This is a genomic window from uncultured Chitinibacter sp. (assembly GCF_945957625.1).
GTDB lineage: Bacteria > Pseudomonadota > Gammaproteobacteria > Burkholderiales > Chitinibacteraceae > Chitinibacter > Chitinibacter tainanensis.
In genome coordinates, this window is sequence record NZ_CAMFLP010000004.1 from 157,361 (window position 1) to 178,462 (window position 21,102).

Annotated in this window: 22 protein-coding genes; 3 read left to right on the plus strand and 19 right to left on the minus strand. The window is 56.0% G+C overall.

Annotation, left to right across the window (positions count from 1 at the left end):
* Window positions 1-39: 39 nt before the first annotated feature.
* A complete protein-coding gene (locus QV747_RS07420; protein WP_273430135.1) occupies window positions 40-777 on the plus strand; it encodes a dienelactone hydrolase family protein in 738 nt (245 codons plus the stop codon).
* A 214-nt stretch (window positions 778-991) separates the two neighbouring features.
* Complete coding sequence (locus QV747_RS07425; protein ID WP_052190811.1) at window positions 992-1,405, plus strand: protease inhibitor I42 family protein; 414 nt, start codon at window positions 992-994, stop codon at window positions 1,403-1,405.
* Here QV747_RS07425 and QV747_RS07430 read toward each other — a convergent pair.
* The 9 genes from QV747_RS07430 to QV747_RS07470 all read right to left on the minus strand — a co-directional run bounded on the left by QV747_RS07430 (window position 1,402) and on the right by QV747_RS07470 (window position 9,545).
* Window positions 1,402-1,923 carry a hemerythrin domain-containing protein gene (locus tag QV747_RS07430; RefSeq protein ID WP_273430136.1) on the minus strand — a complete coding sequence of 174 codons (522 nt, stop codon included), beginning with the start codon at window positions 1,921-1,923 and terminating at the stop codon, window positions 1,402-1,404. The two genes, QV747_RS07425 and QV747_RS07430, sit on opposite strands and share 4 nt — an antisense overlap.
* Window positions 1,924-2,073: 150 nt before the next feature.
* The gene (locus tag QV747_RS07435) at window positions 2,074-3,216 is read right to left on the minus strand and encodes a M14-type cytosolic carboxypeptidase (RefSeq protein WP_047395003.1); all 1,143 of its coding nucleotides are present in this window, start codon (window positions 3,214-3,216) and stop codon (window positions 2,074-2,076) included.
* Between the two features lie 44 nt (window positions 3,217-3,260).
* Window positions 3,261-3,614 carry a DUF2185 domain-containing protein gene (locus tag QV747_RS07440; RefSeq protein WP_273430137.1) on the minus strand — a complete coding sequence of 118 codons (354 nt, stop codon included), beginning with the start codon at window positions 3,612-3,614 and terminating at the stop codon, window positions 3,261-3,263.
* Between the two features lie 22 nt (window positions 3,615-3,636).
* On the minus strand, window positions 3,637-4,626 hold the full coding sequence (locus QV747_RS07445) for a Gfo/Idh/MocA family protein (protein ID WP_273430138.1): 990 nt from the start codon (window positions 4,624-4,626) through the stop codon (window positions 3,637-3,639).
* Window positions 4,627-4,712: 86 nt separating this feature from the next.
* Window positions 4,713-5,312 (minus strand): methionine biosynthesis protein MetW, encoded by a 600-nt coding sequence (gene metW, locus QV747_RS07450; RefSeq protein ID WP_047394995.1) that lies wholly within the window; start codon window positions 5,310-5,312, stop codon window positions 4,713-4,715.
* Window positions 5,312-6,445, minus strand: a complete 1,134-nt coding sequence (locus QV747_RS07455; protein WP_273430139.1) for a homoserine O-acetyltransferase — start codon at window positions 6,443-6,445, stop codon at window positions 5,312-5,314. The genes metW and QV747_RS07455 overlap by 1 nt, the downstream gene beginning before the upstream one ends.
* 32 nt (window positions 6,446-6,477) lie before the next feature.
* The gene (locus tag QV747_RS07460; RefSeq protein WP_273430140.1) at window positions 6,478-7,428 is read right to left on the minus strand and encodes a glycosyltransferase; all 951 of its coding nucleotides are present in this window, start codon (window positions 7,426-7,428) and stop codon (window positions 6,478-6,480) included.
* Window positions 7,425-8,663 carry an O-antigen ligase gene (locus QV747_RS07465; RefSeq protein ID WP_273430141.1) on the minus strand — a complete coding sequence of 413 codons (1,239 nt, stop codon included), beginning with the start codon at window positions 8,661-8,663 and terminating at the stop codon, window positions 7,425-7,427. Before QV747_RS07465 ends, QV747_RS07460 begins: the two co-directional genes overlap by 4 nt.
* Window positions 8,664-8,684: 21 nt before the next feature.
* Window positions 8,685-9,545 carry a glycosyltransferase gene (locus QV747_RS07470; protein ID WP_273430142.1) on the minus strand — a complete coding sequence of 287 codons (861 nt, stop codon included), beginning with the start codon at window positions 9,543-9,545 and terminating at the stop codon, window positions 8,685-8,687.
* A 75-nt stretch (window positions 9,546-9,620) separates the two neighbouring features.
* On the opposite strand from QV747_RS07470, the gene QV747_RS07475 reads away from it, so the two are divergent.
* Window positions 9,621-10,388, plus strand: a complete 768-nt coding sequence (locus QV747_RS07475; protein ID WP_273430143.1) for a glycosyltransferase family 2 protein — start codon at window positions 9,621-9,623, stop codon at window positions 10,386-10,388.
* Window positions 10,389-10,408: 20 nt separating this feature from the next.
* On the opposite strand, the gene msbA is transcribed toward QV747_RS07475, so the two are convergent.
* The 10 genes from msbA to murG all read right to left on the minus strand — a co-directional run bounded on the left by msbA (window position 10,409) and on the right by murG (window position 21,019).
* On the minus strand, window positions 10,409-12,154 hold the full coding sequence (msbA, locus tag QV747_RS07480; protein ID WP_273430144.1) for a lipid A export permease/ATP-binding protein MsbA: 1,746 nt from the start codon (window positions 12,152-12,154) through the stop codon (window positions 10,409-10,411).
* A 66-nt stretch (window positions 12,155-12,220) separates the two neighbouring features.
* On the minus strand, window positions 12,221-12,952 hold the full coding sequence (locus QV747_RS07485) for a 16S rRNA (uracil(1498)-N(3))-methyltransferase (RefSeq protein WP_273430145.1): 732 nt from the start codon (window positions 12,950-12,952) through the stop codon (window positions 12,221-12,223).
* Window positions 12,953-12,957: 5 nt separating this feature from the next.
* Window positions 12,958-13,143: a hypothetical protein gene (locus tag QV747_RS07490; RefSeq protein ID WP_273430146.1), complete on the minus strand. Its 186-nt coding sequence runs from the start codon at window positions 13,141-13,143 to the stop codon at window positions 12,958-12,960.
* Between the two features lies 1 nt (window position 13,144).
* Window positions 13,145-14,059: a UDP-3-O-acyl-N-acetylglucosamine deacetylase gene (lpxC, locus tag QV747_RS07495; protein WP_028450227.1), complete on the minus strand. Its 915-nt coding sequence runs from the start codon at window positions 14,057-14,059 to the stop codon at window positions 13,145-13,147.
* Between the two features lie 114 nt (window positions 14,060-14,173).
* Window positions 14,174-15,352 carry a cell division protein FtsZ gene (gene ftsZ, locus QV747_RS07500; RefSeq protein ID WP_051258975.1) on the minus strand — a complete coding sequence of 393 codons (1,179 nt, stop codon included), beginning with the start codon at window positions 15,350-15,352 and terminating at the stop codon, window positions 14,174-14,176.
* A 44-nt stretch (window positions 15,353-15,396) separates the two neighbouring features.
* Complete coding sequence (gene ftsA, locus QV747_RS07505) at window positions 15,397-16,629, minus strand: cell division protein FtsA (RefSeq protein ID WP_197053864.1); 1,233 nt, start codon at window positions 16,627-16,629, stop codon at window positions 15,397-15,399.
* Between the two features lie 92 nt (window positions 16,630-16,721).
* Window positions 16,722-17,492 (minus strand): cell division protein FtsQ/DivIB, encoded by a 771-nt coding sequence (locus QV747_RS07510; RefSeq protein ID WP_028450230.1) that lies wholly within the window; start codon window positions 17,490-17,492, stop codon window positions 16,722-16,724.
* Between the two features lie 91 nt (window positions 17,493-17,583).
* Complete coding sequence (locus QV747_RS07515; protein WP_273430148.1) at window positions 17,584-18,495, minus strand: D-alanine--D-alanine ligase; 912 nt, start codon at window positions 18,493-18,495, stop codon at window positions 17,584-17,586.
* The gene (murC, locus tag QV747_RS07520) at window positions 18,492-19,886 is read right to left on the minus strand and encodes a UDP-N-acetylmuramate--L-alanine ligase (protein WP_273430149.1); all 1,395 of its coding nucleotides are present in this window, start codon (window positions 19,884-19,886) and stop codon (window positions 18,492-18,494) included. Before murC ends, QV747_RS07515 begins: the two co-directional genes overlap by 4 nt.
* Before the next feature lie 65 nt (window positions 19,887-19,951).
* Window positions 19,952-21,019: an undecaprenyldiphospho-muramoylpentapeptide beta-N-acetylglucosaminyltransferase gene (gene murG / locus QV747_RS07525; protein ID WP_273430210.1), complete on the minus strand. Its 1,068-nt coding sequence runs from the start codon at window positions 21,017-21,019 to the stop codon at window positions 19,952-19,954.
* Window positions 21,020-21,102 lie beyond the last annotated feature (83 nt).

A 21,102-nucleotide genomic window follows, 5' to 3' on the forward strand; every position in this document is an offset into this window, starting at 1 on the left:
GGGCGTTTTTTATTCCCTTTTTTGCAGGAAATTGCACTCATGATGATCAAAAGCGAAATCACCGATCTGGCCACCCCGACCGGCGTGATGCGCACTTATGTGCACCGCCCAGCCGAAGCGGGCCAATACCCAACGATTCTGTTTTATTCCGAGATTTTCCAGCAAACCGGCCCGATCGAGCGCGCGGCGAAAATCATCGCCGGCCACGGCTATAACGTGCTGGTGCCGGAAGTATTCCATGAGCTGAACCCCATTGGCACCGTATTGGCGTATGACGACGCCGGCCGCGATAAAGGCAATGCCGACAAAATGGCCAAATCGGTCGAAGGCTACGATACCGACAATGCGGCGATGATCGCCTGGGTGAAACAGCAGCCTTGGCATAGCGGCGATTTTGGCGCGATGGGTTTCTGCATTGGCGGCCATCTGGCTTTCCGCGCTGCACTGCAGCCGGAAATCAAAGCCACCGCGTGTTTCTACGCCACCGACCTGCACACCAATGTCATCCCCAATCTGCCCGGCCAACACAGCATGGAACGACTGGCGGAAATCAGCGGCGAGCTGCTGATGATCTGGGGCAAGCAAGACCCACATATTCCGGCGGCTGGCCGCGCGCAGGTATATCAGGCTTTGGTTGCCGCCGACAAAACCTTCACTTGGCATGAATTCAATGGCCCGCACGCCTTTATGCGTGACGAAGGTGATCGTTATGACCCGCAATTGGCGCTGCTGGGCTATCAGCTGGCGTTCGATTTATTCCGCCGTCGTTTGGGCTAAACTCCGCCCTGCTGCGCGACAGACCGGCCGAGCGCCGGTCTTTTTTCGCCCATACTCACTCAAGGTATAGCCACAAAAGCCATGATGAATAATGACTTTAAAGGCATACCCATAGCCGTGTAATTTTTAACGCCCTGCGCGGGGATTTATTAACAGCGCCCTCACCCGCCGCCCCCGTAGCATGAAAGCTCCTCGGTTTAAGCGGAGCATGGTGATGTTGGATTTACGACGCCCTCTTGGCGGCCTGCTGCTGGCCGGCCTGTGCGCCAGCCCAGTGGCCATGGCCGAGCAGCTAGTCACCCAGCTGGAACACCAGCAAGAGATCAAACTACAGCCGCGTGAAACCCTGACGGTGAAGCTGCCGTCTAGCCCCAGCACTGGCTATCTGTGGTTTTACGAGCCGCCCGCCGCGGCGCCGCTGACCATGACGCAGGATTGGAAATTTATCCCGCGTGATCCACAGGCGCGGCCGGTGATCGGCGATACCATCTGGCGCTTTCAGGCCAAAGACAGCGGTGAAGCCACGCTGCGCTTTGTGTATCGCAAACCGTGGCAAGGCGGCGAGACCGAGCCGCTGGATGTGCGCGAATATCGGATTGTGGTGCAGGAGAAAAACGCCGGCAGTTAACGCTGCCCGCGCCGTGCCGCCATCCGCCGGCCTAACTCAGCCAGGGTGGCTTCATCCAGCAGCACTTTGGCGTAAGGGTAAATGTCTTCTTCCTCGCGCAGCGCATGGGCCGGATACAGCTGGGCAAAGCGGGCGGCCAGCGCATGCGTGAGCTGGTTATCATCGCCCGCGACCACGGCCAACAAGGCCTGTCGCACTTCTTGCCACAAGGCCCCCAGCGTGTCGTGCTCGGCCATGATGGCTTCGATGTGCGCGCGCAGGGTGGGATCAGCCAGCGGCAGCATGGCGGCAAACAGGTCTTCGTCTTCATCCTGATGATGCAGCGGCGCGGCCACATCAAAATAGCGCAGTATGGATTGCGCGCCGGCAATCGCGGCCGCATCGGCGCCGTGTTGCTCCAGATGAGTCACGAGGGTACGGGTCAGCGCCGCATAGTGGCGCACCCGATCATGGCAGGCCACCAGCATCGCCAGCGGGGTGGCAAAGGTAACGCTCGCAGTTTCAAACGGATTGAGCATGCCCGACTCCAGCCAAGAACAGAACTTCAACTTACGCCCAAAGCCGCCGCTTGCCAAGGCAAATTCTTGCCCCGCCGGGCTTGGCGCAAGCTTGTGCCAGATCAATGCAAAACCGGCGCCGCAGCGCCGGTATCTCTGGCAGTACCGCGCTTAGAGCTGCGGCAAGATGGCGTACAGCGCCGCCAGTAAACTGGCGCCCAATTGCGTTGAGCGCTCGCCATTCCAGCCCACCTCGGGCAGCGGCCGATTGGCGGTGTCTTTAAAGGGCATTTCCACCGTGTAGGCAAGGCAATCAAAATGATCCCCGACCCAGTTGGTGCCTAAAGTCAGTGTCTCCGGGCCAAATTTGCCGACTTCGTAGCCGTGTTCCACCTGAAAATCCGGGCTAGCAGCCAGCCATGCCTGTTTGAACGCTTCTTGCAGATCATGCTGCCGGCAGGAGAACGAGGGGTTGCTTTCACAGCCCGCCACAAAATTATGCGGAATACTCTCGTCGCCATGAATATCAAAAAAGGCATCCACACCCACTTGCTGCATTTTCTCGCGCACCCAATACACTTCGGGGCTGCGCTCCAGCGTTGGCGTTTGCCATTCGCGGTTCAGATTGGCGCCCAGCGCATTGGTGCGCAAATTGCCGCGCACACTACCATCCGGATTCATATTCGGTACCACGTAAAACACGCACTTTTCCAGCAAGGCCCGCGCGATGGGGTTTTGCGGATCAAGCAGCGTTTCCAGCAGGCCTTCCACAAACCATTCGGCCATGCTCTCGCCCGGATGCTGGCGCGCCGTTACCCAGATTTTTTTCTTATTGATGCCGTAATAGCCTTTCTGAATGCCCACCCGCAGCAAATCAAAATCATGCCCATCCGGCGTCACGCCCAGCTGCTCCAGCTTCACCCATGGCGCTGCAGTCACGGCATTGCCCAGTAAGGTTTGATGACGCTCCCAGCTGTAGGGCTCGAAATAGGCAAACCACATCACATCGGTGTGCGGCGTGTGTTTAATTGTCAGGGTTTGCCCATCAAACTCGGTCTCGACGCGAAACCAGTGCTCACGGTCATACGAGGCCACCGCCTGATAATCCACCCAGCCATCCGGATACGCACTCTGCCCCGCGTTTTCGATCTTTAAGGTGCAATCGACATCGCGCGCGCCGGAGAGGCGAAAGTGAAACCACTGCGCAAAATCGGCGGCATTATCCGGCCGCAAATTCAGGCGGATATTGGCGGCGTCGGTGGCATCAATCACATCAATCGAACCGGAATCGAAATGGCTGGTGATCTGGAGCATAAGCTCTCCTGTATAAGACTGAAAAATAGCGTTCTAACCGTAGATTAATCTAAGGGCGACCAATCCGTCACCGGTTTGAATTCATCATCGTTTTCGCTTTTTACAAAGCGCTCGAACACACTACCGACCGGCGAGGCAAGCAGCGGGATAATGCTGGCATCGTAATTGGCGATGACATTCACATCGAATTCGCTGTGATTTTTCGGATTGTTTAAGTATTTCTGATCTTCGGTGCCCGAGAAAAAGCGCCAGCCGCTATCGCCGTCTTTGGTCGGTTTTTCGCGGTACATCAGGCCAACGGGATAGCCCTCAACGGTAATTTCGTCGCTGGCCAGGCAGCTGCCGTGGCCGGTGGCGATTTTTTTGATGATGCGCTCGTCAAGCAAATAGTCTTTCATGGGTATCCTGCGCTAATCCTGATTAAATATGACTTTCTGGCGTATACCCCAGCACCGCCTCGCGCGCGGCCAGCACCATGGCGAGTGCGGCGCGGGTTTTGGCGTGCGGCAAGATCGGGCTTTCGCGCTCGCCGGCTTGCAGCAAGGCGCAAAAATGCGCGGTTTCGTAATTCAGGCCGCTACCTTGCACCGGCAAGGTGAGGGTTTCTCGTTCGCCAAAGGCGTTGACCAGCGTAGCGCTGGTGGGATTCCACCATTTCTCGTGCAGCACGATATGCCCCGCCGTGCCGCCCAGTAGCGCTTCGCCACTGCCGGCGCAATCTAACCCGCAGTAGAGCTGACTAATGCCCTGTGCGTGTTGTACTTGCAGGCTGGCAAAGCCATCGACGCCAGTACTGCCTACGCGACCTAAAGTCTGAATTTGCGCAGCTTCCCCCAGCCAGTTCACCGCCAAAAACGCACTGTAAATGCCGATATCCAGCAGGCCACCACCGGCCTGGGCCGGGTCGAGCACGGCATGGCTGGCCGGCACATAGGCATTGGGCACCAGATTGGCAAAGCCGGCGCGCACAAAGCGCAGCTCGCCAATTGCGCCGGCAGCAATGCGCTCACGCAAGGTTTGGTAAAGCGGGAAAAACGGCGGCTTCATGGCTTCCATATACAGGCAAGCCGTGTCGCGGGCGACGGCCAAGACGGCATCAAGCTCCGCCAGCGTGACGGCCGCCGGCTTTTCACACAGCACCGCCTTGCCCGCCCGCAGCGCAGCGATGCTCAGTGCCGCGTGGCTGGGGTGAGGCGTAGCGATGTAAACCGCATCGATGTCGCTGGCGAGTAGTTCTTCCGGGGTATCAAATACCTGGGCAATGTGGTGCACGGCCGCAAATTGCCGGGCTTTGGCCGGGCTACGATTGCACACGGCCACCGCTTTGGCGGCCGGCACTTCGGCCAGCCCTGCGACAAAGCGGGCGGCGATCTGGCCCGCCCCGATGATGCCGAATCGAACTTGCTCCATCTTTACCCCTGGGTATACGACTGAAAAACAAGCAGCATATGCCTCTGCGGGCCATACACCAATCCGGTATTGTGCTTAACGCAAGGCTATTGGGCCGGGCTAAATTGCACCAGCGCCAAGCTACCGAGCAGATTCGGCCAGAATTCCACCCGCTCGCCCTGATGCAGCACGATTTGCTGTTCCACCTGCATGCCTAGCTTACCGAGCAGGCGGGCAAAATCGTGCACGGTGCAGAAATGGATATTGGGCGTGTTGTACCACTCGTAGGGAATGGTTTCCGATACCGGCATGCGCCCGAGCAGAATCTGCCAGCGGTTTTCCCAGAAACCGAAGTTCGGGAAGGTAACCAGCCCAACTTTGCCCACCCGCAGCATTTCTTGCAGGATCAGCTCAATATTGTGCATGGCCTGAATCGTGAGCGAGAGCACCACGTAATCAAAGCTGCCATCTTCAAAGCTTTGCAAGCCGGTTTCGAGGTCGGCCTGAATGACATTCAGGCCTTTTTCTACGCAGGCGACGATGGAATTAACATCCACATCCACGCCAATGCCGCGCACGTTTTTATGCGCTTGCAGCCAAGCCAGCAGATCGCCTTCGGCGCAGCCCAGATCCAGTACCCGCGCGCCAGCGGGGATTTGCGCGGCAATGTGTTGTAAGTCGGGGCGCAGTGTCAACGCGGTAGCCATTATGCGATCTCCTTCGCCACGTTATTCAGATAGGCGCGCATCACGGCCATATACGGTGCGTCTTCCATCAGGAACGCATCGTGCCCGTGCTGCGATTCGATTTCGGCATACGACACACTGCGATCGGCATCAAGCAAGGCTTTCACAATTTCGCGCGAACGCGACGGGGCAAAACGCCAATCCGAGGTAAAGGAAACCACCAGAAACTTGGCTTGCGCCTGCCGCATCGCCTGCGCCAGCGAGCCGCCGTAATGGCGCGCTGGGTCGAAATAATCCAGCGCCTTGGTCATCAGCAAATAGGTATTGGCATCAAAGCGGGTGGAAAATTTATCCCCCTGATAGCGCAGATACGATTCGATCTCGAATTCGACCTCAAAGCCGTACTTGTATTCGCCACTGCGCAGCATGCGGCCAAATTTCTCGCCCATGCCATCATCCGACAGATAAGTGATATGCCCCAGCATCCGCGCCAAGCGCAGGCCACGCCGCGGCACCACTTCATGCTGGTAGTAATCGCCGCCGTGAAACTCCGGGTCGGTAATAATCGCCTGGCGGGCCACATCGTTAAACGCGATATTTTGCGCGGTGAGCTTGGGCGCAGACGCGATCACCAGGGCATGGCGCACGCGCTCAGGGTAAGTAATCGACCAGCGCAGCGCCTGCATGCCACCCAAACTGCCGCCAATGACAGCCGCAAACTGCTGAATCCCCAAGCGATCGGCCAGACGCGCCTGCGTTTCAACCCAATCGCGCACCAGCACCACCGGAAAGCTCGAGCCATACGGCTGACCGGTTTCGGGGTTGATACTTGATGGCCCGGTTGAGCCATGGCAGCCACCGAGATTATTCAGGCCAATCACGAAAAAACGATTGGTATCAATCGGCTTGCCCGGCCCCACCATATTGTCCCACCAGCCCGCCACCTTATCGGTCTCGGCATGCTTACCCGCCACATGATGATGACCAGACAGCGCATGGCAAATCAGAATGGCGTTGGACTTATCGGCATTCAAGCTGCCATAGGTTTCGACCATTAGCTCGTAGCGCGGCAGCACCGCGCCAGAGGAGAGGGTGATGGGGTCTGTAAATTCAAACTTGTGCGGAGTAACGATCCCGACACTATTGGTAGACATACATGGCCTTTGGCAAAGCGGAGATAAGCGGATTAAGGTAGTACTTCACCTTGCAGCACACGCTGATACAGCGCAAGGTAACGCTCTACGCAACGCGCGATTGAGAAATGCTCGGCCGCATATTCGCGGCATTGCAAACGATCTATATTTTGAACCGATTCGGCAGCCAGCGCAAAATCCGCATCGGACTGGCACAGCTGACCCGTAACGCTTGGCCGTACCAATTCGGGCATCGAGCCACGTGGTGTGGCCAGGACCGGGGTACCGCACAGCATGGATTCAACCACCGCCAACCCAAACGGCTCCTCCCACTCAATCGGAAACAGCATAAATTGGGCTTGCTGCAAGAGCGCCAGCTTTTGGAGCCCCCCCACCTCGCCGTGAAAGTGAATCTGGTGGGAAAAGCTATCAAACAAGCCACCTGCTTTAATCAGATCAAAGCGAGATCCGCCTGCGACATCAAGCTGCCAGTTGTACTTTCGTGCTAATGCTAGGGCTCTGGCGGCACCTTTGCTTTTGCGCTTGACCTTGGAAAAGAACAAAGCCTGGCGAGAAGGTGCGCTCGCGAATGGATACTCATCAATCGGCAGGCCATTATGCACATAAGTGGAACGGCCATGACGCTGTGCATGATCGGCACTGATGCACACCCAATTGGGGATCGGAAATGCCTCCCCTGCTTGCAGATTACCATGTAGCGTGGATAGCGCTGGCAAGCCCAAGCCTGCGGCATGCCAGCCATGTAGATGCACGATATCGAATTCACACTGTCGCGCTTGCAGGATTTGCCGCGCCTCAGCCTCGGTATTCGCCTGCCAATGCAGAGCGCCAGCGAGAGCAGAACCTTGCGGCGCCACGAGAATGAGTTGATGCCCGGCCACCAGGAGCTGTTGCGCAATCCAGGTGACCATCCGCTCAGTACCGCCATATTTCAGCACGGGGACTCGCTGATCGATCACTAGCGCAACTCGCAAATGACTCATTCCATGCCACCCTCTAATCGATGGGCAGGGACTGCATTTGCCGAGGAAAAGCCCCAACACACACTCAAACAAATGAAATAGAAAATGACACTGATGTTGTGTGCATACAGTGGCTGGGTGAGGCATGCCACCATAGAAACGATAATCAAACCACAGCCTTGCAAGGCAAACACGCGTTCCAAGCGCTGATTAGAGCGCAGCCGACCCCAGAATAAAACCAGAGGCGCCAGAAACGAAACGAGCAGCCCGGCCAAGCCGATAAAACCAGCGTTGGCCAAGGTATCAAAGTATTGGCTATGCGCATGGGCAAAATTGGCAAGGAAGGGTTTTTCGCCAAGTTTGGGGGCTAACGCCTCTTTGAAATGGCCCGGTCCTGCACCAAAAAGAGGGTGCTCTTTAGCTATCTCGGCACTCAAACGCCAGAGATCTAGCCGAACGCCCGTTGAGGTGTCAGCATTGCCATGGTTGTACGCATTGACATCAGCGTGTATTGCTTCAAGTCGTGACTGAACAAAGGTGGAAAAATTTAAAGCATACCCGCAAGCCAAAGTGAGGACACACGCAATAACTAAATGCCGGCGATTCGCAATTAATAATTGTACAAGAAAAAAAATAACTGCCGCTATAAAAGCTAACCATGCGCCTCGAGAACCTGACGCAGCTAAAGCATAAATCCCACCAAGACCCGCCAGGCAGGACAGCAATAACCACAAGTAGGTCCGATAAAATCTAGCAAATAAAAAAGCTCCTAGCGCAAGAATTGCGGCTATCTGACCATACGGAATTTCATTGGTAATATGTGAGCCCACCCTCCACCAGCCTAACCAGTGCATATAAATAAGCGCCCCCACACCGGTAACTATGGCACCAGCTTGCCAACCCCATATCCAGTTTGTTGCACATTGAGCTGGACGTGATACCCCCTTAACCATTAAAGCAATAGGTATGACAGCCAATACCCGCCAAGGATAATCAAGTGCCGTCCACTTCCCGCCTTGCACCAATACAGCTAGCAGCAGCACGATCGGATAAGCCAGCAGGGTGCCGAAGAAAATATAATCCTCTCTATCAAATCGAATTGACTTCCGATTGACTCCACAAAACCCCAAACCCAGCAGCAGCATAAGTGTTGCAATAAAATTATAGGATCCTTTAACCGTTAGAATAAGTAACGGAAAAAGAAATAGTACGACACCTATTGCCAGATTAAAGAATCTTGAAAAGATTATGGGCATTTCAATATGGCTACCGCTGAGTTAAACAAGCGTAAAATGCTTTTTAGTTAGATCTTTTTTTAGCAGCTTTTCCAATCTCATCATCCAGTGATGGCGGCGCTCGCGCTTGGATAAGCGATAACTAGGATCTGGCGTGAAGGAAGGCTCGGCGTACTCGCGTAGCCATTGCTGCACTAATTGCGGATGAGTGCCGGCAAAGGTCTGCAGGATACTGGCATCAATTTGCGAGTAATCATGGGCTTTGGGCGCATGGCTCCAGTATTTGGCCACTTGGCGATTTTTTTCCTGCATTTTCTCAGCGGAGCGCACATGCCCGTAATGGTAAATCGGGCAGCCGGCCAAGGCCGCACGTGGATAGCGGCCTTTTTTGTTTTTAACCATTACCACCCAGAATAAGCCATCGGGTGCCCAGCTACGAATCGTGTTGCGAATGATCCGTGGGGCTTGGCGGTACCAGGCCGGGCTTTTGGCCACGAGGTCCGGGCAACCATAAAAATGGTGGTAATCAAAGGCGATCGCTTCCACCTGCTGATTGTGCAGATGCTGCTCCAGCACGGCACGTATCTTGGGGGCATCGTCTTCATGAATGACTTCATCGCCTTCGAGATAAAAAGCCCAGTCGCCGGTGCAGTTAAACTGAGCGATCATTTTCTGTTGGGCATACACATAGCCCCGCTGGGCCATGCCTTCATTCCAGACGGTCTCGATAATCCGGATGCGAGGATCATTGATGGCGCGCACTTGTTCCAGCGTATCATCTTCGCTCTGCCCGACGGCCACGACGACTTCGTCACACACCAACAGCAGGCTGCGCAGGCTTTCGACATAGGGATAACCCAGCATGGAGCCATTACGCAGAAAGGTAAATCCGCTCACTTTCATTTCAGCTTTGCATCCCTTGCATGAAAACGCCCAAACGCTGATTATAACAGCCTCATTACCCCCGCAGAGAATTCGATGCCCACGCTAGGGATTGCCCTGATCACCAAAAATGCCGCCGCCCACTTGGCCGATTGTTTAGCCGCTGTGGCTTGGGCCGACCAGATTGTGGTGGTCGATTCCGGCAGTAGCGACAACACCCTGGCCATAGCGGCACGCTTTAACGCGCACATTATCCAAACCCCAGATTGGCCCGGCTTTGGCCCGCAGAAAAACCGCGCGCTGGCGGCTCTGCAAACCGACTGGATTTTGGCACTGGATGCCGATGAAATTGTCAGCGCCGAGCTGGCAGAGTCGATACAACAGGCCATGCAGCAGCAAGAAGTCGCTGTCTGGCAGCTGCTGCGCCGCTCTAGCTTCTGCGGGCAATGGGTGCACCACAGCGGCTGGAACAAGGATTGGGTGGCACGACTATTTCGCCGCGATACCGCGCACTACTCTGACGATTTGGTCCATGAAAAGCTGGTCTTTAACGGTCAGGCAGGGCGGCTGAGCGGTGAGTTGCTGCACTATTCCTATGACGACTACGAAACCGTGCTGCAAAAAATCAATGCCTACTCCAGCGCCGGCGCCCAGCAGCGCTTTCAGCGCGGCCAGCGGGCCAGCCTGCCGGTCGCCATTCTGCGCGGCCTGTGGGCCTTTCTTCGTACCTACATCATGAAGCGCGGTTTTCTCGATGGCCGCGCCGGTTTTCTGATTGCGCTGATGAATGCCGAGACGACGTTTTATCGCTTTATCAAACTGCAATACCTAGATCAGGTATCAACGTCAAAGCAAGACAGATGAATAGCTTCTAACGTATACCCCTAAGCCACTTCCGCACCAAACTGCACCGCATGCATCTGCGCATACACGCCACTCTGAGCGATCAGCTCGGCGTGGCTTCCGCGCTCGACAATGCGACCGTTTTGCATCACAACAATCAGATCAGCTTTTTCAATGGTGGAAAGGCGGTGGGCAATGACCAGCGTAGTGCGGCCCTGCATCAGGTTTTCGAGCGCGGCCTGCACTTTGCGCTCCGATTCAGTATCCAGTGCGCTGGTGGCTTCATCCAGAATGAGCAGTGGCGCGTCTTTGTAGATCGCGCGGGCGATGGCCATGCGCTGGCGCTGCCCACCCGACAGGCGGCCGCCATTTTCACCCAGCATTTCATCAAAGCCATGTGGCATTTTTTCGATGAATTCCAGCGCGTGCGCGGCCTCGGCCGCTGCGCGTACCCGGGCCATATCGACGACACCAGCGCCATAAGTAATATTGGCGGTCACGGTGTCATTAAACAGCACCATATCCTGACTCACCAAGGCGATCTGCTGGCGCAAATTGGCCAATTGATAATCCGCAAGCGGCACGCCATCCAGCCGGATTTCACCGCTGCTCGCCTCATAAAAGCGCGGCAACAAATTGGCCAGCGTGGTCTTACCACTGCCAGATTGCCCCACCAAGGCCACCGTCTGACCGGGCTGCACCTGCAAATCGATGCCATCCAGCGCCGGTTTGTGCTCGGGCTGATACCAGAAGCGCAGCTGGCGTAATTCCAGCTCACCGCGCACGCGGGCCACCTGATGGCGGCCTTGGTCGGGTTCTTCAATTTCATCCAGCAGCGCAAAAATCGACTCCGCCGCGGCCAGACCGCGATGCAGACGCTCATTGATTTTGGTGAGGTTACGCACCGGCCCTTGAATCGCCACCATCGCCGCAATAAACGACATAAACGACCCGGCACTGAGCTGCCCGGCTTGGGCCTGCAGGCTGGCAAAGTACAATACCACTGAAATCGTGAGGCCAATCAGCAGCACAATCACGCCCGAATTCACCGCCACCATCATGCCCTGCTTAATCCCCAGGCGCATCACGCGGTTATTCACTTCAGCAAACCGGCGCACTTCAACGTCTTGCCCACCAAACACTTTCACAATGCGCTGCCCCGACAAGGATTCATCCAGCCGCGAATTCATCTCCCCCATTTTGTCTTGGGTTTCGCGCGCCAACCGCCGCTGGCGCTTCGCTACCAAGCGGATACTCAGCGCCACCAGCGGCAGCAAAAACAGACAGAACAAGGTGAGCTGCCAGCTGGAATAAAACATCACCGCCAGAAACCCAATCACCGCGACCCCATCACGCACCAGCCCCGTTAAGGTGGAGGTACCGGCTTCCATCACTTGGGTTACATCGTAGGTCACGCGCGAGAGCAAAACGCCGGTGGATGTTTGATCGAAATAGCGCGTTGGCAGGCGCATCAGCTTGGCGTAAATCCGCTCGCGAAAATCGCGCATCACCCGTTGCGCCAGCCAGGCATTGCCATAATCATTCCCGAAATTACCGACAAAGCGCATGATGGCCAAGCCGAATAATTGCGCAGGGACAATCCAAGCCGCGTGCTTAGCCAGCGCACTGGCGCCGGCCAGATTCTGATCGATCAAGGGTTTGAGCAGCAGCGTCAACAGCGCTTCCGAGGCGGAAGCCAGCGCCATGCAGATGATGGTGGCAATGATCACGCCCAGATACGGGCGAAAATGTGTGAGTAAGCGGCGGTAGAGGGCGTTGGTATTCATGGCGGCGCGCAAAATGATTTGCGGCAATTATACGCTGCAATCCATGACAAAGCGCCGTGCATGCAGCTAGGCAAAATCACCATAGCGTAATTGCAGCAAGCCAGCGATCACCGGTGCCACGGTTTCGGTGCGGAAGATGCGCGGACCTAAAATCAGCGGGGTATACCCTGCAGCAATAGCTGATTCGTCCTCTTCAGGCGAATACCCCCCTTCCGGCCCCACCAGTACGGTGGCACTGGCCACGGCGGCGGGCAGCAGGGAATGATGGACCGCGCCGGTTGGGCACATCAGCAAATTTAATTCGCTTTGCAGCCCAGCCTGCAGATATTGTGCCAGCGTGATGATGGGGCGAATTTCCATTAGGCGGGTGCGGCCACATTGCTCGGCCGCGCTAGCCGCCACGCCTTGCCAATGCGCGATGCGTTTTTCCGCTCGCTCGCCGCTGTAGCGCTGCTGGCAATATTGCGAAATCACTGGCTGGAACACGGTAACGCCGAGTTCAGCAGCCTTTTGCACGGTGTAATCCATGCGCTCGGCCGCCGAAATCGCCTGCACAAGGGTTAGGCGCAAGGGCGATTCGCGATTCACTTCGGCGAATGTTTGCACCTGCACGCTCACGGTTTTCTTGCCCATCGCGGTGATCTGCGCCTGATACTCACCGCCCTCACCGTTAAATAGGGTCACCATTTCGCCGGGCTGCATCCGCACCACTTGCACATGCCGCGCCACCCCTTCCGGCAAATCAAATTGCGCCCCCAAAGCTAAGGGCTGGGCGACAAAGAAACGGGGTAAGGCCATGGTGATTAACTCAAAGACAGGCGTTCAATGAATAAGCCAATGCCGGCCAGCAAGGTCAGGCTTAGCAGAAGATACAACACGGCGCGGATCAGGCGCAGCCAGTGCGGCTGCCGATCCCGGCTGTAGCGTACGCCGGCATAAGTGATTACCACCAAGGCAATCACCAACAGCAGGCGTAACACGGCAAACATGTCAGATACTCAGCGGCGGCAAATCGTGGAAAGAAGAAGGCACTTCATCATCATCGCTAAAGCTGACCAGCTCATAGTTGCGCTCATCCGCCAGCAACGCGCGCAGCAGCTTATTATTCATGGCGTGACCGGATTTATAACCGGAAAACGCCGCGATCAGCGGGTAGCCCACGATATACAGATCGCCAATGGCATCCAGAATTTTATGCCGGACGAACTCGTCTTCAAAGCGCAAACCGCCATCATTCAGCACACGAAATTCATCAATCACCACCGCATTATCCATATTGCCACCGCGGGCTAAACCATTGGCACGCAGGTATTCCACTTCATGGATAAAACCAAAAGTGCGGGCGCGGGCAATTTCGCTCACATAATTGGTATTGGCAAAATCAATGCTGATGGTTTGGGCCGACTTTTTGAAAGCCGGGTGCTGAAAGTCGATGGTCAGTTCCACTTTGTAGCCATTGTGCGGCTCGAATTTCACCCATTTGTCGCCATCGTGCACCTCCACGGGCTGGAGCACACGAATAAACTGCTTGGGTTTATTCAATTCACGCACGCCGGCGCTTTGCAGCAAATAAATAAACGGCGCAGCAGAACCATCCATGATCGGCATTTCCGGCGCATCAACATCGACCAGCACATTGTCGATGCCAAGGCCGGCAAACGCCGACATCAGATGCTCGATGGTGCCGACACGCACGCCGTCTTGGACGAGCGTGGAGGAGAGACGCGTGTCGTTCACCAATTCAGGCCCCACTTTGAAAGGCTTTGACTCGGGCAAATCAGAGCGCTGGAACACAATCCCATGATCGGCCGGGGCGGGGCGCAAGGTCAGGGTCACCTTTTCGCCAGAATGCAGCCCCACGCCAGTCGCGCGGATCGTGCTTTTCAAAGTGCGTTGCAAAAACATGGGCATTCTGCCTTTTGATCATCAGTTACCGGCACAATTTTAGCAGCCTCGGGCAGAAAGCTGGATGAATCGTACCAATGATCCTGATAGTCGCCGTTTATTTACGGCCGCGCCTCAGTCTGCCTGACGACGCAAAAAGGCTGGAATATCCATATCAATATTCGACATGGCCGGACGGGCTGCCGGCGCATCGCTGGCGGCGCTGCGACGGTTGTTACGCCAGATAGCCGGAGTATCGTAGGCATCATCGTAACCGGCATTGTCGGTACCGGTTTTCAGAGCCTGACTGCTGACCACTGACAGCTGTGGCTTATTCATATCTTTGCTGCCGCCACCCAGGCCTGTAGCGACCAGAGTCACGCGGATTTCGTCTTCAGCCAGCGTTGGATCGTAAACCACACCGTGTTTAACCAAGGCGCCATCAGCCACATGCGACTCGATGATTTCCAGCGCTTGGCGAGTTTCTGATTTTTTCAGCTTGCCGGGAGCGGTTGAGAAATTCACCAGCACGCCGCGCGCGCCTTTGAAGCTGATATTGTCCAGCAGCGGGCAGCGGATGGCTTCTTCAGTAGCACGAATCGCGCGATCTGGGCCGGTGGCGTGAGCAGAACCCATCATGGCCATGCCCATTTCACGCATCACGGTTTTCACGTCGGCAAAGTCAACGTTAATCAGACCTGGGTAGTTGATGATCTCAACGATAGAACCCACGGCATTGCGCAATACATTATCCGCCGCGCGGAATGCTTCATCGATCGTGACGTCATCACCCAGTACTTCTTCCAGTTTCTGGTTTGATACCACGATCAGTGAATCTACATAGCGTGACAGCTCGTCGATCCCGGTTTGCGCCACTTTCTGGCGACCACCCTCGTCCAGACCTGGCTTGGTTACCACGCCAACGGTCAAAATGCCTTTTTCACGGGCCACTTGCGCAATCACTGGTGCCGCACCAGTACCTGTACCACCGCCCATACCGGCGGTAATAAACAGCAGATCAGCGCCCGCGATTAATTCGGAAATATGCTCACGATCTTCTTCAGCCGCCTGACGACCGATTTCTGGATTACAACCGGCGCCAAAACCTTTGGTTAATTGCACACCGAGTTGAACCACATTATCCGCTTTGGATAATTTCAATACCTGCGCATCGGTATTACTAGAAATGAACTCAACACCTTGTAATTGGTGTTCGATCATATTGTTGATTGCGTTGCAACCTGCACCGCCCACGCCAATCACTTTGATATTAACGTGATGGGATACTTCTGGAACTTCAATGGTTAATGCCATGCTGTCTCTCCTGTTAACCCGATTTTACCGCTTACCCGAAAATTTCAAAAGTTATTTTGAAACCAGGACTTCATCCGACCCAAAATGTCTCCAATTGAGCCTTTATCACCCCTTTGCCCAGGGATTTTCTGCATTTGTTGCCGCGCAACCAGCAACAAACCCACCGCCGTGGAATAGCGCGGATTTTTAACCACTTCCGCCAAACCACCCACATAACGGGGTAAACCTAATCGAACTGGCATATGGAAAATTTCTTCTGCCAATTCACACATACCCGGCATTAATGCCGCACCACCGGTAATCACAATCCCGCTGGAAAGACGATCTTCCAGCCCTACCCGGCGTAATTCGGCCTGCACAAAGCTATACAGCTCTTCCACCCGTGGCTCGATCACTTCAGCCAAGGTATGGCGGCTCATTTGCCGTGCACCACGCTCACCGACGCCTGGCACTTCGATCATGGTTTGTGGATCGGTCATATGGCGCAGAGCCACACCGTATTGAATCTTGATGTTTTCGGCCTCACCAGTCGGCGTACGCAGCGCCATGGCGATGTCGTTGGTAATTTGATCGCCAGCAATAGGAATTACCGCGGTATGGCGAATGGCGCCATTAATAAATACCGCCATATCGGTGGTACCACCGCCAATATCAACCAGACATACGCCTAGGTCGCGCTCGTCATCGGTCAACACGGCATGGGCGCTGGCCAGTGGTTGCAATACCACTTCGGCGATTTCCAGCCCGCACCGGCGCACGCACTTGGTGATGTTTTGCACGGCAGACACCGCACCGGACACAATATGTACCCGCACTTCCAGCCGCACGCCAGACATGCCCAGCGGCTCTTTTACGTCTTCTTGGCCATCGATTACATATTCTTGCGACAGAATATGCAGCACTTGGTGATCGGCCGGGATATTCACCGCGCTAGCGGTTTCAATGACCCGGTCGATATCCTGCTGGGTCACTTCTTTATCCTTAATGGCCACCATGCCGTGCGAATTCATGCTCTTGATGTGGCTACCCGCAATGCCGGTATACACCTCGCTGATTTTGCAATCCGCCATTAATTCAGCTTCGCCCAATGCGGCCTGAATGGCATTCACGGTTTTTTCAATATCAACGACTACACCGCGTTTCAGGCCTTTGGACGATGCTGAACCCATGCCCACTACATTCAGTGCGCCATCCTCAGTCACGTCGGCCACTACAGCCACGACTTTCGAGGTGCCGATATCCAGCCCTACGATGAGATTTTTAGCGTCCCTAGTCACTGACAGCCTCTTTTACCAATCTTAATAATTAACTTTAAAAAACCGCGACAACCCAATCTTTCTATTTGCTTTTACCAAACCAAAAGCATAAATCATGCCGAAGCTTTAAGTGCTTTTGGTTTTGCTGCAACGGGTGGTTTTGCCACAGTACTTTTCTCTACCGGAACAAATTGCGGCAGTTTCACCGCAAAGCCATTCGGATAGCGTAAATCCACATAATCAAATGGCTGCTGCAACAGGGCCAATGAATTGGGGTACGCCTTCACAAAACGCTCTACCCGTTCAATTGGCTCTTCGCGGCCTACTTCAACCATTAACTGTTTATCCAACTCAAAGCGCCAAGCGCGGCGCTCGGATAACCACAATTGGGTCGGCTTACGATTCAGCGGCGCCAATACTTCCGTCAGCCGCTGCAAACCTTCCACCATCACCCGCTCGGTGCCCTCCGGGCCTTCCAGAATGGGCAGACTTTCATTACTTGCGGCATCAAAGCGCTCGCCATGCTGATTCAGCAATGCCGAATTACCCCAGCGCGCAATTGCACGATGCTCTTCGATATTGACTTCCAGTTTGTCGGGCCAGCGGCGGCGCACCTCAACCCGTCGCACCCACGGCAGCTTTTCAAAATCCTGCCGGGTTTTAAGCAAATCCAGCGTAAAAAACGTGCCTTTCAATTCGTTTTTAATCACGTATTGCAATTGCTCGCGGGTGGTGTGCGCCAAATCACCATCGACTTTAATTTGCCGAATCGGAAATAAGGGCGAATGCACCGCCAAAAACAGCAGCGAGTAAAACAGTAACAACAAGGCGAGCGCCGTTAATAAATTGGCCACCCACATCATCAACTGCGGTTTATTCCACATCCGCCACCTCCGGCGCACGCGCCCGCCAACCGCAGCACACAGTGCCGCCAGCGTAGCGCTGCCAAACGAGGTTACGGTGCTGGTTCATGGCTTAACGCGACTCCAGCGTGGTGGCCAACACCCGCAATACCAAGGCCTCATAGCTCATTCCCGCTTCGCGAGCACACATCGGGAACAGACTATGACTGGTCATACCCGGCGCGGTATTTGGCTCCAGCAGGAAGATCTCGCCCGCTTCATCTTGCAGAAAATCAATCCGCGCCCAGCCATCTGCGCCCAGTACGCGATAGGCTTGCTCGGCCAGATGGCGGGCAGTTTGCTCCTGCTCACCCACCAAACCTGGGCAGGTGTAAACGGTATCGTCGCGATAGTATTTCGCGTCGTAGTCGTAAAACTCGGTTGCAGGCTGAATTTTGACCGTCGCCAAGGCCTGGCCATCCAGCACCGCGCAAGAAAACTCCCCGCCCAGCACCGCCTTTTCGGCCAAGACCAGCGGATCGTATTGCGCCGCTGCCTGATAAGCGGCCGCCACATCAGCCACGCTCTTGCACTTGGTCACACCCACGCTAGAGCCGCCATTGGCGGGCTTCACAAACAAAGGCAGGCCCAAGCGCGCCACCACGGCAGCAAAATCGCTATCCGCGGCCAGCAGCTCATACGCCGGCACAGGTAAGCCCGCAGCTTGCCACATCAGCTTGGTGCGCCATTTGTCCATCCCGATCGCCGAGGCCATCACGCCGCAACCGGTGTAGGGAATCCCCATAAACTCCAGTGCACCCTGAATCGTGCCATCTTCGCCCTGGCCACCATGCAAAATCAGAAATGCGCGTGCAAAGCCCTCGTCTTTCAGTGCCGACAGCGGTTTTTCTGCCGGATCAAACGCATGCGCATCCACGCCTTGCGCCTGCAGCGCGGCCAAGACCCCCTGCCCGCTCATCAACGACACTTCACGCTCGCTAGAGCTACCACCCATCACGACGGCTACTTTGCCAAATTCTTTCATGCCTTCTGCTCGCTCAACAGTTTTGGGGTGTTGCCGATCGAGCCGGCCCCCATCGTCACAATCACGTCCCCATCGCGGGCAGCGGCAAGGATTGCCGCCGGCATCTCGGCAATGTTTTCCACGAATACCGGTTCAATCTTGCCGGCTACACGCACCGCCCGCGCCAGCGAACGGCCATCGGCGGCCACAATCGGGGTTTCCCCGGCGGCATACACTTCAGCCAGCAACAAGCCGTCAACGGTGTTGAGCACTTTCACAAAGTCTTCAAAACAATCACGCGTGCGGGTGTAGCGGTGGGGCTGGAAAGCCAGCAGCAAACGGCGGCCGGGAAACGCGCCGCGGGCCGCAGCCAAAGTCGCCGCCATTTCCACCGGGTGATGGCCATAATCGTCCACCAAGGTAAAGCGGCCGCCACTGGCCAGGGCGATTTCGCCATAGCGCTGGAAGCGCCGACCCACGCCCTGGAATTTCTCCAGCGCAGCCACAATCGCCGCTTCATCGGCGCCAACTTCAATCCCGATGGCAATCGCGGCCAGTGCATTCAGCACATTGTGCATGCCCGGCATATTCAGCGTGACGGCCAGACGACGGGTTTCGCCGTTTTGCCAAACCGCATCAAATTTCATCTGCCCATGCGCGGCCACGATATTTTCGGCGCGCAACATGGCATCGGCCGAAGTGCCATAGGTGGTAATCGGGCTGGTGACTTTCGGCAGAATCGAGCGCACATGCGGATCATCAATACACAAAATCGCGCGACCATAAAACGGCAGGTGATGCAGGAAATCGATAAACGCCTGCTTCAGTTTTTCGAAATCATGGCCATAGGTATCCATATGGTCGGCATCGATATTGGTCACCACAGAAATCACCGGGGTTAGCAGCAGGAAAGACGCATCGCTTTCGTCCGCTTCGGCCACCAGAAAATCGCCATGCCCCAAACGGGCATTCGAGCCCGCAGCGTGCAGTTTGCCGCCGATGACAAAGGTCGGATCTAAGCCGGCCGCTTCCAGCACACTGGCACTCAGGCTAGTGGTGGTGGTTTTACCGTGGGTGCCGGCAATCGCAATCCCCTGCTTCAGGCGCATCAACTCGGCCAACATCATGGCGCGCGGCACCACTGGAATCTGCCGCGCACGCGCTTCCACCACTTCCGGATTGTCGTCTTTCACCGCGCTGGAAATCACCACCACATCGGCATGGGCGACAAACTCAGCCGCATGCCCTTGATGCACTTCAGCACCGGCCGCCGCCAGACGTTGGGTGGTCGCGTTGCTACCGAGGTCAGAGCCGCTGACCTCAAAGCCCAGATTGAGCAAAACCTCGGCAATCCCACTCATACCGACGCCGCCAATCCCGACAAAATGAATTCGTTTAACTTTATGTTTCATCTTTTCTTAGGGTATACGCCCGAAAGGCAAGAATTATATACCTTTCAAGGCACTACCCCATACTCCTATCCGGCTAATTCCTCAATGGCGGCCACCACTTTGGCCGTCGCATCCGGCTGGGCCAGCGCCCGTGCCCGCTCAGCCATTTGCTGGCAGGCACCGCGATCCAGTCGACTAAACCAATCCGCCAATTTCGCGGCGTTCAATTCCTGTTGTGGCAACAAAATGCCGGCATCTTGCGCACTCAGATAGCGGGCATTCCCCGTCTGGTGGTCATCCACCGCATGCGGGAATGGCACCAAAATCGCCGCGGCACCCACACTCGCCAGCTCAGACACCGTCAGCGCCCCCGCGCGGCACAACACCAGATCAGCCTCGGCATAGGCATTCGCCATATCGGCGATAAAGGCCACACACTCCGCCGTCACCCCGGCGGCAGCATAATTGGCCCGCAGCGCATCAATATGCTTTTCGCCGGCCTGGTGAATCACGTGCGGGCGCTGATCCGGCGCCAGCAGCGCCAGCGCCTTGGGCACTTCTTCGTTAAATACCTGCGCCCCCAGACTGCCGCCGACCACCAAGACTTTTAGCGGCCCAGTTCGCCCGGCAAAACGCGCAGCAGGCAAGGCCACTTGCTGTAGCTCGGGTCGAATTGGGTTGCCAATGCAGCCCTCGCGACCAGGAAACGCGCTCGGGAAAGCAAACAGCACCCGATTCGCAATTTTGGCCAGCACCTTGTTGGTGAGCCCGGCCACCGAGTTTTGCTCGTGAATCACTAGCGGTAACCAGCACAGCCGCATTGCCACGCCGCCCGGAAAACCCGTAAATCCGCCAAACCCGACCGCTACATCGGGGCGGCGGCGGAAAATGAGATCCAGCGCGCTATAAATCGCTTTCAGCTGCACCCACGGCTGCACCAGCTTTTTCAGCCAACCCTTGCCGCGCACCCCGGTGATTTGCAACGTCACCAAATCAATTCCGTGCTGTGGCACCACCCGCGTTTCCATCGCGCCGGCAGCCCCGAGCCAAACCACATCCCAGCCTTTGTCGCGCAGCGCATTGGCGACTGCCAGCGCGGGGAAAATATGCCCACCGGTACCACCGGCCATCACGAGCAAGGTTCTAGCGGCCACTGGGCGCTGCGACGCAGGCACATTTTTAGCCTCTGCACCTTGGCGACGGCGGCGACTTTGCCAAGCAAGCCAGAAAAACAGAG

Bases quoted from the DNA above. Each gene is read 5' to 3' on its own strand.
- QV747_RS07465 (WP_273430141.1), bottom strand. From the start codon at position 8,663: ATGCCCATAATCTTTTCAAGATTCTTTAATCTGGCAATAGGTGTCGTA.
- QV747_RS07470 (WP_273430142.1), bottom strand. From the start codon at position 9,545: ATGAAAGTGAGCGGATTTACCTTTCTGCGTAATGGCTCCATGCTGGGT.
- QV747_RS07435 (WP_047395003.1), bottom strand. From the start codon at position 3,216: ATGCTCCAGATCACCAGCCATTTCGATTCCGGTTCGATTGATGTGATT.
- QV747_RS07490 (WP_273430146.1), bottom strand. From the start codon at position 13,143: ATGTTTGCCGTGTTACGCCTGCTGTTGGTGATTGCCTTGGTGGTAATC.
- QV747_RS07485 (WP_273430145.1), bottom strand. From the start codon at position 12,952: ATGGCCTTACCCCGTTTCTTTGTCGCCCAGCCCTTAGCTTTGGGGGCG.
- murC (WP_273430149.1), bottom strand. From the start codon at position 19,886: ATGAAACATAAAGTTAAACGAATTCATTTTGTCGGGATTGGCGGCGTC.
- QV747_RS07510 (WP_028450230.1), bottom strand. From the start codon at position 17,492: ATGTGGAATAAACCGCAGTTGATGATGTGGGTGGCCAATTTATTAACG.
- QV747_RS07455 (WP_273430139.1), bottom strand. From the start codon at position 6,445: ATGTCTACCAATAGTGTCGGGATCGTTACTCCGCACAAGTTTGAATTT.
- msbA (WP_273430144.1), bottom strand. From the start codon at position 12,154: ATGAATACCAACGCCCTCTACCGCCGCTTACTCACACATTTTCGCCCG.
- lpxC (WP_028450227.1), bottom strand. From the start codon at position 14,059: ATGTTTTTGCAACGCACTTTGAAAAGCACGATCCGCGCGACTGGCGTG.
- QV747_RS07445 (WP_273430138.1), bottom strand. From the start codon at position 4,626: ATGGAGCAAGTTCGATTCGGCATCATCGGGGCGGGCCAGATCGCCGCC.
- QV747_RS07475 (WP_273430143.1), top strand. From the start codon at position 9,621: ATGCCCACGCTAGGGATTGCCCTGATCACCAAAAATGCCGCCGCCCAC.
- QV747_RS07515 (WP_273430148.1), bottom strand. From the start codon at position 18,495: ATGAAAGAATTTGGCAAAGTAGCCGTCGTGATGGGTGGTAGCTCTAGC.
- QV747_RS07425 (WP_052190811.1), top strand. From the start codon at position 992: ATGTTGGATTTACGACGCCCTCTTGGCGGCCTGCTGCTGGCCGGCCTG.
- QV747_RS07430 (WP_273430136.1), bottom strand. From the start codon at position 1,923: ATGCTCAATCCGTTTGAAACTGCGAGCGTTACCTTTGCCACCCCGCTG.
- QV747_RS07440 (WP_273430137.1), bottom strand. From the start codon at position 3,614: ATGAAAGACTATTTGCTTGACGAGCGCATCATCAAAAAAATCGCCACC.
- QV747_RS07460 (WP_273430140.1), bottom strand. From the start codon at position 7,428: ATGAGTCATTTGCGAGTTGCGCTAGTGATCGATCAGCGAGTCCCCGTG.
- metW (WP_047394995.1), bottom strand. From the start codon at position 5,312: ATGGCTACCGCGTTGACACTGCGCCCCGACTTACAACACATTGCCGCG.
- ftsZ (WP_051258975.1), bottom strand. From the start codon at position 15,352: ATGGCATTAACCATTGAAGTTCCAGAAGTATCCCATCACGTTAATATC.
- QV747_RS07420 (WP_273430135.1), top strand. From the start codon at position 40: ATGATGATCAAAAGCGAAATCACCGATCTGGCCACCCCGACCGGCGTG.